The organism is Herbidospora sakaeratensis (assembly GCF_001570525.1).
Taxonomy (GTDB): Bacteria; Actinomycetota; Actinomycetes; order Streptosporangiales; family Streptosporangiaceae; genus Herbidospora; species Herbidospora sakaeratensis.
In genome coordinates, this window is the sequence record NZ_BBXC01000007.1 from 505,271 (window position 1) to 518,251 (window position 12,981).

Below are 12,981 nucleotides of genomic sequence, written 5' to 3' on the forward strand. Positions count from 1 at the left end.
CCGGACAATCTAAGACATGAGAATCGGCTTCGGTGTGCCCGTGTCGGGCACGTGGGCGACCCCCCAGATCATGGCCCGGGTGGCGACGCGGGCGGAGGAGCTCGGCTACCACGAGGTCTGGACGTTCCAGCGGCTGCTCCATCCCGCCGGCACCGACATCGGCGCCGTCTACCGCAGCGTGCAGGACCCGATCGTGTCGCTGGCCTACGTCGCGGCGCTGACCTCGCGCATCAGGCTCGGCGTGGCCGTGCTCAACCTGCCCTTCTTCTCGCCCGCGCTGCTGGGCAAGCAGCTGGCCACGCTCCAGTCGGTGAGCGCCGGGCGGCTCGACGCCGGGCTCGGGCTCGGCTGGATGGAGGAGGAGTTCATCGCCTCGAAGGTGCCGCTGGAGCGCCGGGGCAAGCGCGCCGACGAGTACCTCATGCTGCTGCGCCGGTTCTGGACCGACGAGGTGATCGAGCACCACGGCGAGTTCTACGACGTCGTGCCCTCACGGCAGGAGCCGAAGCCGGAGACGCCGCCGCCCATCCTGCTCGGCGGTGGTGCGCCCGCCGCGCTGCGCCGGGCCGGACGGCTGGCCGACGGGTGGATCAGCTCCAGCCGCATGCTCGGCGACGACCTCCCGGCCATGATCGGCCAGGTGAAGGAGGCCGCCGCCGAAGCGGGCCGCGAGGTGACCCGCTTCGTCTGCCGCGGCGTCACCCGGCCCGGCAAGGACGCGAGCCAGCCGCTCTCCGGCCCGTACGAGAAGATCCGGGAGGACGTCGAGGCGCTCGCGGAGCAGGGCATGACCGAGGTCTTCCACGACCTCAACTTCAACCCCGCCTTCGGCGCGCCCGACGCCGACCCGGCCGTCTCCCTGGCCCTGGCCGAGGAGGCGATGGAGAACCTGGCCCCTAGATGAGGCCGTACGCCCCGGCGATCAGCTCGTAGGAGCGGATGCGCGTCCCGGTGCCGTGCGTCATCGTGGTGATCATGAGCTCGTCGGCCTCGGTGCGCTTGCGCAGCTCGTCGAGGTGGGCGCGGACCTGCTCGGGGGTGCCCAGGGCGACGTTCGCGAGGCGGTCGCGGACGAACTCGGCCTCCATGGGGCTGAACTCGTACTCGGTCGCCTCCTCGGGGGTCGGGAAGGCTCCCGGGTTGCCCGACCGCAGCCGGAGGAACGACAACGCGCCCGGCAGCGCCTGCCGGTACGCCTCCTCCTCGGTCTCGGCCGCCAGCGCCGAGACGCCGATCATCGCGTAGGGCTCGGCCAGCACCTCCGACGGGCGGAAGGAGGCACGGTAGAGCTCCAGCGCCGGTTCGGTGTTGGCCGCGCTGAAGTGGTGCGCGAACGCGAACGGCAGGCCGAGCAGCCCGGCGAGCTTGGCCGAGAAGCCGCTCGACCCGAGCAGCCAGATCGGCGGGCGCTGCGGCCCGCGCGGGATCGCCTGGATACGCGGGAAGGTGCCGTCGAGGAAGGCGGTCAGCTCGTTCACGTGCTGGGGGAACTCGTCGGGGTCGACCTCGGCCCGGCGGCGCAGGGCGTGCGCGGTGGCCATGTCGGTGCCGGGCGCGCGGCCCAGCCCCAGGTCGATGCGGCCCGGGTGCAGCGCCTCCAGGGTGCCGAACTGCTCGGCCACCACCAGCGGGGCGTGGTTGGGCAACATCACGCCGCCCGACCCGACCCTGATGCGCTCGGTGGCCGCCGCCAGATGCGCGATCAGCACGGCGGGCGACGAACTGGCCACCCCCGGCATGCCGTGGTGCTCGGCCACCCAGATGCGGTGGAAGCCCCACGCTTCGGCTTTCCTGGCCAGGTCGGTCGCGCCGCGCAGCGCCTCGGTGGGGGTGATCCCCACGCCTACCGTCGCGAGTTCGAGGACCGACAGCGGGACCTCGGCCGTGCCCCGTGCGACACCGTGGATGTTGTCCATAACCCCAGATAACCGGAGTCTTACTCCGGTTATTTCCTTCTGCGATGCTTAGCCCCATGAGTGAGCGCAAGCCGATCGAATGCTGGCTGTCCGACATGGACGGCGTCCTGGTCCACGAAGGTCAACCCGTGCCGGGAGCCGACGAGTTCATCAAGCGGCTGGAGGCCTCGGGGAAACGGTTCCTCGTGCTCACCAACAACTCGATCTACACCCCGCGCGACCTGTCGGTGCGGCTCCGGTCGGCCGGGCTCGAGGTGCCGCCCGAGGCGATCTGGACCTCCGCGATGGCCACCGCCGACTTCCTGTCGGCCCAGCGGCCCGAGGGCAGCGCCTACGTGATCGGCGAGTCGGGCCTGACCACCGCCCTCCACGAGGCCGGCTACGTGCTGACCGACCTGAACCCCGACTACGTCGTGCTCGGCGAGACCCGCACCTACAGCTTCTCCCACATAACGCGTGCGATCCGGCTGATCGAGAACGGCGCCCGCTTCATCGCCACCAACCCCGACGCCGTCGGCCCCTCCCACGAGGGCAACCTCCCGGCCTGCGGCGCGGTCGCCGCGATGATCACCAAGGCGACCGGCGTCGACCCCTACTTCGTCGGCAAGCCCAACCCGATGATGATGCGCAGCGCCCTCAACCGCATCGACGCCCACAGCGAGTCGACCGCGATGATCGGCGACCGCATGGACACCGACGTCGTCTGCGGCATGGAGGCGGGCCTGCACACCATCCTGGTGCTGACCGGCGTCTCCAAGGCCGACCAGATCGACCGCTGGCCCTACCGCCCCTCGCAGGTCGTGAACTCGGTCGCCGACCTCGTCGACCTGGTGTAGCTGCCACGTTCTGGCAGGTACGGGTGCCAGGGTGGAGGCATGCACACCATCTACCTGGAGCTCGGCAAGAAGCGGGTCTTCGCCAACTCGGTCGACTGGCCGGGCTGGAGCCGGTCGGCCAAGTCCGAGGACGACGCGATCGAGGCGCTGCTCTCCTATGAGGAGCGCTACCGCGTGGTGGCCGACCGGGCCGGGCTGGTGTTCGAGCCGGGCGAGATCCGGGTCGCCGAGAAGATCACCGGCGACGCGACCACCGACTTCGGCGCGCCCGCCCTGCCCGCCGTCCTCGACTCCGAGCCGTGGGGCGCGGCCGAGGCGGCCAAGAACGCCGCGCTGATGAAGGCCGCCTGGGAGGTCTTCGACGCCGTCGTCGGGATCACGCCCGAGGAGCTGCGCAAGGGGCCCCGGGGCGGCGGGCGCGACCGCGACAAGATGGTCGACCACGTGGTGAACGCCGAACGGGCCTACGCCGCCAAGCTCGACGTGCGGATCAGGCCGGCCGAGGTCGCCGGGATGCGGCCGAGACTGCTGGAGGTGGTCTCGCGCCCGCTCGACGGCGACGACTACCGGTGGCCGGTGCGCTACGCCTCCCGGCGCATCATCTGGCACGTGCTCGACCACGTCTGGGAGATGGAGGACCGGACCGAGCGCTAGAAGACGTCGCGGCGCAGCCGCTTCACGTCCGACCGGCGTTTCTTGTTCTCCAGGCGGCGCTCCACCTGGCCCTTCGAGGGCTTGGTCGGGCGCCGCTTCTTCGCGGGCGGCGCGATGGCGTCGCGCAGGGCCGCCTCCAGGCGGACGCGGGCGGCCTCGCGGTTGCGCAGCTGCGAGCGGAACTCCTGGGCGGCGATCGTCAGCACGCCGTCGACCAGCCGGTGGGCCAGCCGCTCAAGGGCCCGTTCCTTCTGTACGTCGGTCAGCGCGCCCGACTGCGCGATGTCGAAGCTCAGCTCCACCCGGCTGTCGGTCGTGTTCACACCCTGGCCGCCGGGCCCGGAGGAACGCGAGAACCGCCAGCGGAGCTCGGCCTCCGGGATCTCGGTCATGCCTCTCAGATTAGCCGTGCCATCAACGCATTTTTCCGGCACTGTGGGCGGGTGACCATCGTCGGCGTGCACGGCATCGGCAAGTACAAGTACTTCGAACAGGGCGGCGGTTCCCCGGTCAAGGCGGCCGAGCTGATGCTCGCCAAATGGAACCGCTACCTGCACGACGGCGGGTTCCCCGGGAGAGATCCGGTCGCCGAGGTCGCCTACTACGCCCACCACCTGCGCAAGGGCGCCCCGCAGCCGCCGAAGAAGATGGCGCCGCCCGAGAAGATGGTCTTCACCGACTGGATGCGCCAGGTCGAGGACCACCGCGTCGCCGCCGCCGCGGGCGAGACCCTGACGGCGGTGGCCCACCGGCTGGCGGGCTGGCTGCTCGACCGGCTCGGCGCCGGGGCGCTGAGGTTCGCCGAGGACTTCTGCCCCGAGGTGGCCACCTACCTGGGCGGCGGCGCGCCCCGCACGTCGTCGCGCGACGCGGTGGCCGCGGTGATCCGGCGGCGCAGGCCCCGGGTGGTGATCGCCCACTCGCTGGGGAGCGTGGTGACGTACGAGGCGTTCTGGGCGCATCCCGATCTGCGGGCCGACCTGCTGGTCACGCTCGGGTCGCCGCTGGGCATGCGGAACGTGGTGTTCGAGCGGCTCGCGCCGCTGCCGGTCGCGGGCATGGGGGCCCGGCCGCCGGGGGTCGGGCGGTGGATCAACGTCGCCGACAAAGACGACATCGCCGCCATTCCCGCCGAGTTGCGCCCGGTTTTCAAGGGTGTGGAACGCGACGTGCAGTGCAACATCGACTGGCTGGATTTTCATACCGTCCGCAATTACCTGGGTTGTGGTGTCTTGAACTCCCATTTGCGGGACTTTCTCCAGTAAAAAGCTCGATAGGGTCGTCGCGTGCCGTACACCGAAGGGACCCGGGCCTTTCAGGTCGACCTGCGCGGAGTGGTCGATCTGCTCAGCCGGCATCTCTACTCCAGTCCGCGCGTCTACGTCCGTGAGCTGCTGCAGAACGCCTGCGACGCGATCGTCGCGCGGCGGGCGGGCGATCCGATGGCGCCCGGGCGCATCCGGGTGGAGGTGGGGCCCGGCACGATCCGGGTGCACGACACCGGGATCGGGCTCACCGAAGACGAGGTGCACACGCTGCTGGCGACGATCGGGCGCTCGTCCAAGCGCGACGAGCTCGGGTTCGCGCGGCACGAGTTCCTGGGCCAGTTCGGCATCGGCCTGCTGTCGGGGTTCCTGGTCGCCGACGAGATCCACGTCGAGTCGCGGTCGGCCTCCGGCGGGCCCGCCGTGGTGTGGACCGGGCGGTCGGACGGCAGCTACGACGTCGCCGCCGGAGCCGCCGGGCCGGGCGAACCGGGCACCACGGTCACCTTACGCCCGCGCCGCGACGCGGCCGTCTGGACTTCCAGCCGGACCGTAACGGAATTGGCCCAGCTCTTCGGCTCGCTGCTGCCCGTCGAGGTGAGCGTCGACGGCGTCGCGGTGTCCGGCGCGGGCGCGCCCTGGCAGGTCCGCCACGCCAGTCCCGCCCTGAGGCGGGAGGCGCTGACGGCGTACGGGAGAGAGCTCTTCGGCTTCTCCGCCTTCGACGTGATCGACCTGGCGGTGCCCGAGGCGGGGCTGACCGGGGTGGCGTTCGTGGTGCCCCACCCGGCCAACCCAGGGGCCCGCGACGCGCACCGCGTCTACCTCAAGGGCATGCTGCTGTCGGAGAAGCTGACCGGGCTGCTGCCCGAGTGGGCGTTCTTCGTGCGGTGCGTCGTCGACGCCGCCGAGCTGCGCCCGACCGCCTCCCGTGAGGCGCTCTACGACGACGACCTGCTCGAACACACCCGCGACGCGCTCGGCGCGCAACTGCGCGAGTGGCTGGTGCGGCTGGCCACCACCGACCCGGCCCGGTTGCGCGGCTTCCTGCGGCTGCACCACCTGGGCGTGAAGGCGCTGGCCCTGCACGACGACGACATGCTGCGGCTGGTCGACCGGTGGATCGAGTACGAGACCGCCGAAGGGCCGATGACCCTCGCCCAGTTCCGGGTCCGGCACCCGGCCGGGCGTTTCACGACCAGCGTCGACGAGTTCCGCCAGCTCTCCGGGGTCTGCGCGGCCCAGGGCGTGGGGCTGCTGAACGCCGGTTACGTGTACGACGGCGACATCCTCGCCCGGCTCACCCGCATCGAACCGGGCCACGGGCTCTCCCGCCTCGAACCGGCAGAGCTCACCACCCGCATGGCCCCCGTCGACCCGGCCGCCGAACTGGCGGTCCGCGGCTTCCTCGCCACCGCCGCCACCGCGCTGGCCCCGCTCGGCTGCGAGGTCGTGCTGCGCGACTTCGACCCGGCCGCGCTGCCCGCCCTCTACCTGACCAGCCGGGCCGCCCGCCACGAGGCCCAGGCCCGCGAGGCCGGCGAGATGGCGGGGGAGATGTGGGCCGACGTGCTGGGCGCGCTCGACGCCGGCCGGGGCGAGCAGCCGCAACTGGTGCTCAACCATCGCAACCCGCTGGTGCGCCGGGTCACCCGCCTGTCCGACCCAGACCTGGCCGCCACCGCCGTCGAGGCGCTCTACGGCATGGCGCTGCTGCACGGCCACCACCCGATGCGGGCGGCCGACACCGCCACGCTCAACCGGTCGTTCCTCGGCCTGCTCGACTGGGCCGTCAATGGATGACGTCCACGAGCTGATCGACCGGGCGCGGGCGCTGCCCTACGGCGAGGCGAAGACCACGCTGCTGGAGACGGCCCTGCGGCACGCCGAGGCGACCGGCGACAAGGCCCTGACCTGGGCGGTCCGGATGGAGCTGACCGAGGCCTACCAGTACGGCGCCGAGCACGCCAAGGCCTTCGCGGCCTTCGCCCGCTGCCTGGCCGACCACGACGCCGAGCCCGGCGGCTTCGGCGAGTGGTCCGTCCACAACCTGCTCTGGCAGTTCAAGTGGATCGTCGGCGACCTGCGCCGCTTCCCCGAGGTGCCGCTGGCCCGCACCCACCAGATGCTCGACGACATGGAGCGCCGCTACCGCGAGAACGGCGACGGCCTGCACGCCGTCTGGGCCGCCCGCTGCGCGCACGCCGCCCACCTGGGCGACCACGCCGCCGCCGACGAGCTCTACCACCGCTGGACGACCACCCCGCGCGACATCCTGAGCGACTGCGAGGGCTGCGACCCGACCTCCCGGGCCTTCTACCTGATCCTGCGCGGCCGCGACGAGGAGGCCGTCGAGCTGGCCGAGCCGGTGCTGCGCGGCGAGCTGACCTGCCACGTCCAGCCGCAGAGCATCCTGACCACGCTGCTGCCCGCCTACGTGCGGACCGGCCGGTTCGCCGAGGCCGCGCACGCCCACCGGGTCGCCTACCGGGCGATCCGCGGCGACGCCAACGAGGTCGAGGAGATCGCCTCCCACCTGTGGTTCTGCGCGGTCACCGGCAACCTGGCCCGCGGCCTGGAGATCCTCACCCGCGAACGCCCGCTGCTCGACCGGGCCCCGAACCCCGGCGCGGCCATGTGGTTCGCGGCGGCCGGCGCGCTGCTGCTCCGCCTGCTCCGCGAGCAGGGCCACGCCGGGCCCAGCGACCCGGCCGAGGAGGCCGCCCTCACCGCGAGGGCCCGCGAGATCGCGGGCCGGTTCGACGCGCGCAACGGCACCTCCGAGCAGAGCCGCCGCGTCGACGAGTGGCTGACCGCCGAACCGCTGGGCGAGCACGTGCCGCTCGACCCCCGCGCCCGGCACTCCCCGCCGCCGATCCCGCCCGCCCCGCTGCCGCCCGCGCACACCCCCGAAGAGCTGCTCGACCTGGCCGAGGAGGCGTGGCAGCGCGGCCGCGTCGACGAGGCCAAGGCCGCCTGGGCCCGGTACGACACGTGCCCGCCCGACCCCTCCCTGGAGGCGCGCCGGGCCGACGGCCGGGGCCTGGTCGCCATGGTCGACGGCGACACCGCGACCGCGCTGGCCGAATGGCGGCGGGCCGCCGGCCTGCACACCGACGACGACCGCCGTCAGGGCTCCCTCGGCCGCATCGGCCTGCTGCTCTGCCAGCTCGGGCAGGGCGACGAGGGCCTGCCGATGGTCGAGCGGTCGGCCGGGGCGCTGAACACGCCGAACGCGATCATCCGGCTCGCGCACGCCTACCTGACCCTGGGCCGCGACGACGACGCGGAGCGGGTGCTGGCCGCCGCGCCGCCCACCGGCGCCGGCCTGCTGCTGCTCGCCAACGTGCGCGGCGACGTCGCGACCGCGCTGCGCGCCCGCGACGCCCTGCGGGCCGAGGACGACCGCGAGGGCCTGGCCCGCGCCTGCGGCCTCCACGCCCACCTGCTGCTGTCGGCCGGGGTCGACGAGACGGGCGCCCGCGAGGTGCTGGCCGCCTACGACGAGGCCCTCGCCAACGCCCCGGCGTCCGACCGGGCCGGGATCCACCACGACCGGGGCAGCCTGCACCTCCAGCTCGGGCTGGTCCCCGAGGCGCTCGACGACCTCGTCGAGGCGGTCGCCCAGTACGTCGCCGACGGCGACATGGAGCCGGTCCGGTACGCCCGGTTGTCGCTGGCCGAGGCGTACGCCCGGCTGGGCCGCCCGGTCGAGGCGGAGATCGCCGCCGAGGAGGCGCTCGGCGGGTTCCGGGCCGCAGGTGACGACGAGGTGTGCGCGCGCATCGAGGAATTCATCGCCGACCTGCAAGAAGACGACTGACCGTCGCCTGGCGTTCATTGACAACGGGTACCCGCTTATCTGTTCATTTTTGGTTATCACGCTGGTCAGAGCCGTAAAACAATTCCGACAGACTGACGGTCTGCACTGTCAGACGTGCAGCGCAGATCGTTCATCTCCGGCGTGCTCCTGGCCGCCGCGGCGCCCGCTCTCCCGGCTCTCCCGTCCCGAGCCCTGAAGGCCGATCCCTTCGCCGTCGGCGTCGCCTCGGGGGATCCGTCCCCTGATGGCTTCGTGGTGTGGACCCGTCTCGTGATCGACCCCTACGGCGCGGACGGCCGGGGTTCGATGCCCTCGCGGGACATCGACGTGAAGTGGCAGGTGTCCACAGACGAGAAATTCGCGACCATCGTGCGCGACGGGACGGCCACCGCGTCGGCCCGCTCGGCGCACAGCGTGCACGTCGAGCTGGAGGGGCTCCAGCCCGGCCGGGAGTACTTCTACCGGTTCCGGGCCGAGAACTCCGTCTCGCCCGTCGGCCGCACCCGCACCAGCCCGTCCGTCGTGTCGCCGCTGACCTTCGCCATCGCGGCCTGCGCCCACTGGGAGCACGGCTACTACACGGCGTACCGGCGGCTGGCCGAGCAGGAACCCGACCTGGTCGTCCACCTGGGCGACTACATGTACGAGTACCAGCCCAACGGCTACACCGCGCCCTTCGGCAACATCCGCACCCATTCGGGCGGGGTGAAGTGCGCGACGCTGGCCGACTACCGGATGCGGCACGCGCAGTACAAGAGCGACCCCGACCTGCAGGCCGCGCACGCGGTCGCGCCGTGGCTGGTCGCCTTCGACGACCACGAGATCGAGAACAACTGGGCCGCCGACGTGTCGGCCAGCGACGCGCCCGCCTTCGAGCAGCGCCGCGCGTTCGCCTTCCAGGCGTACTACGAGAACATGCCGCTCCGGCGGGCCAGCGTGCCCAAGGGCGCCTCGATCACGATCAACCGGCGGGTCTCCTGGGGGCCGCTGGCCCGCTTCCACCTGCTCGACACCCGCCAGTTCCGCGACGACCAGGCGTGCGAGGACGGCGTGCGGGCCGGCTGCGACGACCGCCTCGACAGCGGGCGCACCCTCCTGGGCAAGGCCCAGCACAAGTGGCTCGTCGACGGCCTGCGCGACTCCCCGGCCCAGTGGAACCTCGTCGGCCAGCAGATCGTGATGACCCAGAAGGACCTCAAGGTCGGGCCCGGCCGCGAGTCGAACCTCGACTCCTGGGACGGCTACGCCGCCGAGCGCGACCAGTTGCTGCGCGGCATGGCCGGGGTGAGCAACCCGGTCGTGCTCACCGGTGACGCGCACATCCACCACGCGGCGGAGTTGCGCACCGACTTCGACGACCCCGAGACCAACGTCGGCGTCGAGCTGGTCGCCACCTCGATCGCCAGCGACGGCGACGGCTACCGCGACACCGAGCGCATGTCGGCGCTGCGCGCCGAGAACCCGCACATCAAGTACCTCGACCAGCGCCGCGGCTACATCCTGGCCCGCCTGTCGGAGCAGGAACTCACGGCCGACTTCCGCACCCTCGACTACATCAGCCGCCGGGGCGCCCCCGCGAAGACCTCGGCCCGGTTCACCGTCCCGGCGGGCGAGCGGAGGTTCGCGTGATCCTCGGCGTGGTGGCCCTCACCATCCCCCTGCTCACCGGCCTGGCCCCGCAGTGCGACGCCTTCGTGGCCATCGCCCAGCCCTACGCGACCGTCGACGGCCAGGTCAGAGCGGGCGCGGTACGCATCCTCGACGGCCCCCTGATCACCCAGGACGACCCGGAGCCGGGCGACATGTTCGGCTCCGCCCTGGCGACGGGCGACTTCGACGGCGACGGCTGCGCCGACCTGGCCGTCGGCGCCTCCGAGGAGGACGCCGGCCCCGGCGGCCGCGACGGGCACGGCGTCGTCGAGATCCTGTACGGCCTGACCTCCCGGAAGACCGTCACCCTGCCCGGCAAGGGGGCCGACCGCTTCGGCGCGGCCCTCGCGGCGGGCGACCTCGACGGCGACGGCGACGACGAACTGGCCATCGGCGCGCCCGGCGGCGGCTCGGTCTACGTCCACGGGCAGGGGCCGAAGCTGCGCCGGATCAAGAACACCGGCGGCGCGGTGACCGACCAGTTCGGCGAGGCGCTGGCCACCGGCGACTTCGACGGCGACGGCACGGACGAGCTGGCCATCGGCGCGCCCGGCGCCAACCTGATCCGCCAGGGCGAGGGCACCGTCACCCTGATCGGGAAGAACGGCCGCCGCCTGCTCTACTCGCAGGAGACCTACGGCATCGACGGCCTCTCGGAGAGCTGGGACGCCTTCGGCGCGGCCCTGGCCACCGGCGACTTCAACGCCGACGGCCACGACGACCTGGCGATCGGCGTGCCCGGCGAGGGCCTGAACAAGCTCCAGCGGGCCGGCGACTACGGCGAGGGGGCCGTGGACGTCGTCTACGGCTCACCCGGCGGCCTGCGCCCGGCCACCGCCGAAGCCTGGACGCAGAACAGCCTGGCCGGCGACGCGATCATGTACGACCGTTTCGGCACCTCCCTGGCCGCGGGCGACCTGAACGGCGATGGCGACGACGAGCTCGTGGTCGGGGTGCCCGGCGAGAACGCCGTCCAGGTGCTGGCCGGCACCCGCACCGGCGGCCTGACCAAGAACCACAACCTGCTGATCCCCGGCCCGAAGGGCGCCGAGTTCGGGGCGGCCGTCCTGGTGCACGGCGGCGACCTGATCGTCGGCGCGCCGACCAAGGGCGAGGTCTACCGCTACCGGGGCAGCGTGAAGAAGGGCTCCTACCCGGGCGTGGGGAGGAAGGGCGAGAAGATCGCCGAAGGGAACGGGTTCTTCGGCTTCGGCCTCGGCTAGAAGCGGATCCTGATGCCGACCACGGAGATCAGCGCCGAGATCGCCATCATGCCCGCGCAGGCGTACATGGACAGCCGGAAGGCCGTGTCGAACAGCGCGGGGTTCAGGTAGGCCTCGCCGGTCAGCCCGACCAGCGGCGGGACCGCCGCCACGGCCAGCAGGCTGCCGGTCCGGGCCAGGGCGTTGTTGACCCCGCTGGCGATGCCGGCGTGCCGCTGCGAGGCGGTGGCCAGCACGGTCGCCGTCAGCGGGGCGACCGTCAGCGACAGGCCCAGGCCGAACAGGGTCACCGGCGGCAGCACCTCGGTCAGGTAGTGGGCGCCGTAGCCGATCCGGCTCATCCACATGAACGCCAGCCCCGACAGCAGGATGCCGATCGTCATGGGCCAGCGCGGGCCGATGCGGCGGGCCAGTTCCCCGGCGTGCGGGGAGATCACCAGCATCAGCAGCGTCACCGGCACCAGGGCCGAGCCCGCCGCGAACGCCGTGAACCCCGAGACGGTCCGCAGCTGGAGCACGAGCACGAAGAACACCACGCCCATCGCGGCGTACATGAACAGCGTCACCGCGTTGACGGCGGTGAAGGCGGTGTTCTTGAACAGGCCCACCGGCACCAGCGCCTGCGCGCCCCGGTGGTGTTCGACGATCACGAAGGCGGCCAGGATGGCCGCGCCCAGGACCATCGGCACGACCTCGGTCTCGATCAGGCCGTAGGTCAGCGCGGCCAGCCCGATCGCCGCCAGCCCCGCGCCCAGCGCGTCGAAGCGGCCGGCCGCCTCCTCGTCGCGGGTCTCGGGCACGTGCCGCGCCGCGATCAGCAGCACGATCACCGCCAGCGGCAGGTTGATGAGGAAGACCCAGCGCCAGCCGATCGTCTGCACGATCCAGCCGCCCAGCAGCGGGCCGATGGCGGCGGCCGTGCCGCCCAGGCCCGACCAGGCGCCGATCGCCTTCGGCCGGTCCTGCGCCGCGAACGTGGCCTGGATGATCGCCAGCGAGCCTGGTGTCAGCAGCGCGCCGCCGATGCCCTGGAGCGCGCGGGCCGCGATCAGGGTCTCCATGCTGGGCGCCAGCCCACAGAGGGCCGAGGCGATGGCGAACCAGACCACGCCGATCATGAACACCTTGCGGCGGCCGTAGCGGTCGCCCAGGGAGCCGCCCAGCAGGATCAGCCCCGCGAGGGTCAGCGTGTAGGCGTTGATCGTCCACTGCAGGCCCTCGATGTCGGCGTCGAGCGCCCGGCCGAGGTCGGGCAGCGCCACGTTCACCACGGTCCCGTCGAGGAGCGCCATGCCCGAACCGAGCACCGTCGTCGCCAGGATCCAGCGGCCCTTGGCCGTGCTGAGCTGCACCGCTTCCGTTGTCACGGGACCAACATAGTCACCAGGCCGGCCTGCTCCCGGCACCGGGATCGAGTACCGGTACGGCCGTATTTCGTGCCCCAAATGGTTTTTTCTTTTCTCACGCCTTTCCCGGAGTGATGTGAGGGAGAGCCGCTTACCGCCAAAATGACTGATGTTTATTGGCAGATGTCATGCTTGAAGGCCCCGCCTCCAGCCAGATAGTCACGGTGTGTCAGTGCGGCATGTCATGTCGCAGCAGCACCCTAAGGGG

At 72.2% G+C, this 12,981-nt stretch carries 11 protein-coding genes; 8 read left to right on the forward strand and 3 right to left on the reverse strand.

Annotated elements, in window-relative coordinates; all coding sequences use genetic code 11:
- Positions 1-16 precede the first annotated feature (16 nt).
- A complete protein-coding gene (locus tag AW271_RS02125; protein WP_062330856.1) occupies positions 17-904 on the forward strand; it encodes a TIGR03619 family F420-dependent LLM class oxidoreductase in 888 nt (295 codons plus the stop codon).
- On the opposite strand, the gene AW271_RS02130 is transcribed toward AW271_RS02125, so the two are convergent.
- Complete coding sequence (locus tag AW271_RS02130) at positions 897-1,916, reverse strand: LLM class flavin-dependent oxidoreductase (protein WP_062330860.1); 1,020 nt, start codon at positions 1,914-1,916, stop codon at positions 897-899. The two genes, AW271_RS02125 and AW271_RS02130, sit on opposite strands and share 8 nt — an antisense overlap.
- Positions 1,917-1,972: 56 nt before the next feature.
- On the opposite strand from AW271_RS02130, the gene AW271_RS02135 reads away from it, so the two are divergent.
- Both AW271_RS02135 and AW271_RS02140 read left to right on the forward strand, forming a co-directional pair.
- A complete protein-coding gene (locus AW271_RS02135; RefSeq protein WP_062330862.1) occupies positions 1,973-2,752 on the forward strand; it encodes an HAD-IIA family hydrolase in 780 nt (259 codons plus the stop codon).
- Between the two features lie 39 nt (positions 2,753-2,791).
- The gene (locus AW271_RS02140) at positions 2,792-3,406 is read left to right on the forward strand and encodes a hypothetical protein (protein WP_062330865.1); all 615 of its coding nucleotides are present in this window, start codon (positions 2,792-2,794) and stop codon (positions 3,404-3,406) included.
- Here AW271_RS02140 and arfB read toward each other — a convergent pair.
- Complete coding sequence (arfB, locus tag AW271_RS02145) at positions 3,403-3,798, reverse strand: alternative ribosome rescue aminoacyl-tRNA hydrolase ArfB (protein WP_062330868.1); 396 nt, start codon at positions 3,796-3,798, stop codon at positions 3,403-3,405. The two genes, AW271_RS02140 and arfB, sit on opposite strands and share 4 nt — an antisense overlap.
- 51 nt (positions 3,799-3,849) lie before the next feature.
- Here arfB and AW271_RS02150 point away from each other — a divergent pair, with 51 nt between their 5' ends.
- From AW271_RS02150 to AW271_RS02170, 5 genes are all read left to right on the forward strand, one after another.
- Entirely contained in the window at positions 3,850-4,671 is an 822-nt protein-coding gene (locus tag AW271_RS02150; RefSeq protein WP_062330871.1) for a hypothetical protein, read from the forward strand.
- Between the two features lie 21 nt (positions 4,672-4,692).
- Positions 4,693-6,474 (forward strand): HSP90 family protein, encoded by a 1,782-nt coding sequence (locus AW271_RS02155; RefSeq protein ID WP_062330884.1) that lies wholly within the window; start codon positions 4,693-4,695, stop codon positions 6,472-6,474.
- Positions 6,467-8,494, forward strand: coding sequence for a tetratricopeptide repeat protein (locus AW271_RS42115; RefSeq protein ID WP_062330887.1), 2,028 nt, complete (start codon positions 6,467-6,469; stop codon positions 8,492-8,494). The genes AW271_RS02155 and AW271_RS42115 overlap by 8 nt, the downstream gene beginning before the upstream one ends.
- 114 nt (positions 8,495-8,608) lie before the next feature.
- Positions 8,609-10,123 carry an alkaline phosphatase D family protein gene (locus AW271_RS02165; RefSeq protein WP_062330891.1) on the forward strand — a complete coding sequence of 505 codons (1,515 nt, stop codon included), beginning with the start codon at positions 8,609-8,611 and terminating at the stop codon, positions 10,121-10,123.
- Positions 10,120-11,367 (forward strand): FG-GAP-like repeat-containing protein, encoded by a 1,248-nt coding sequence (locus AW271_RS02170; RefSeq protein WP_062330894.1) that lies wholly within the window; start codon positions 10,120-10,122, stop codon positions 11,365-11,367. Before AW271_RS02165 ends, AW271_RS02170 begins: the two co-directional genes overlap by 4 nt.
- Here the strand turns inward: AW271_RS02170 and AW271_RS02175 are convergent.
- Positions 11,364-12,734 carry an MFS transporter gene (locus AW271_RS02175; RefSeq protein ID WP_062330897.1) on the reverse strand — a complete coding sequence of 457 codons (1,371 nt, stop codon included), beginning with the start codon at positions 12,732-12,734 and terminating at the stop codon, positions 11,364-11,366. The genes AW271_RS02170 and AW271_RS02175 overlap by 4 nt on opposite strands.
- Positions 12,735-12,981 lie beyond the last annotated feature (247 nt).

Bases quoted from the DNA above. Each gene is read 5' to 3' on its own strand.
- arfB (WP_062330868.1), bottom strand. From the start codon at position 3,798: ATGACCGAGATCCCGGAGGCCGAGCTCCGCTGGCGGTTCTCGCGTTCC.
- AW271_RS02130 (WP_062330860.1), bottom strand. From the start codon at position 1,916: ATGGACAACATCCACGGTGTCGCACGGGGCACGGCCGAGGTCCCGCTG.
- AW271_RS02125 (WP_062330856.1), top strand. From the start codon at position 17: ATGAGAATCGGCTTCGGTGTGCCCGTGTCGGGCACGTGGGCGACCCCC.
- AW271_RS42115 (WP_062330887.1), top strand. From the start codon at position 6,467: ATGGATGACGTCCACGAGCTGATCGACCGGGCGCGGGCGCTGCCCTAC.
- AW271_RS02135 (WP_062330862.1), top strand. From the start codon at position 1,973: ATGAGTGAGCGCAAGCCGATCGAATGCTGGCTGTCCGACATGGACGGC.
- AW271_RS02140 (WP_062330865.1), top strand. From the start codon at position 2,792: ATGCACACCATCTACCTGGAGCTCGGCAAGAAGCGGGTCTTCGCCAAC.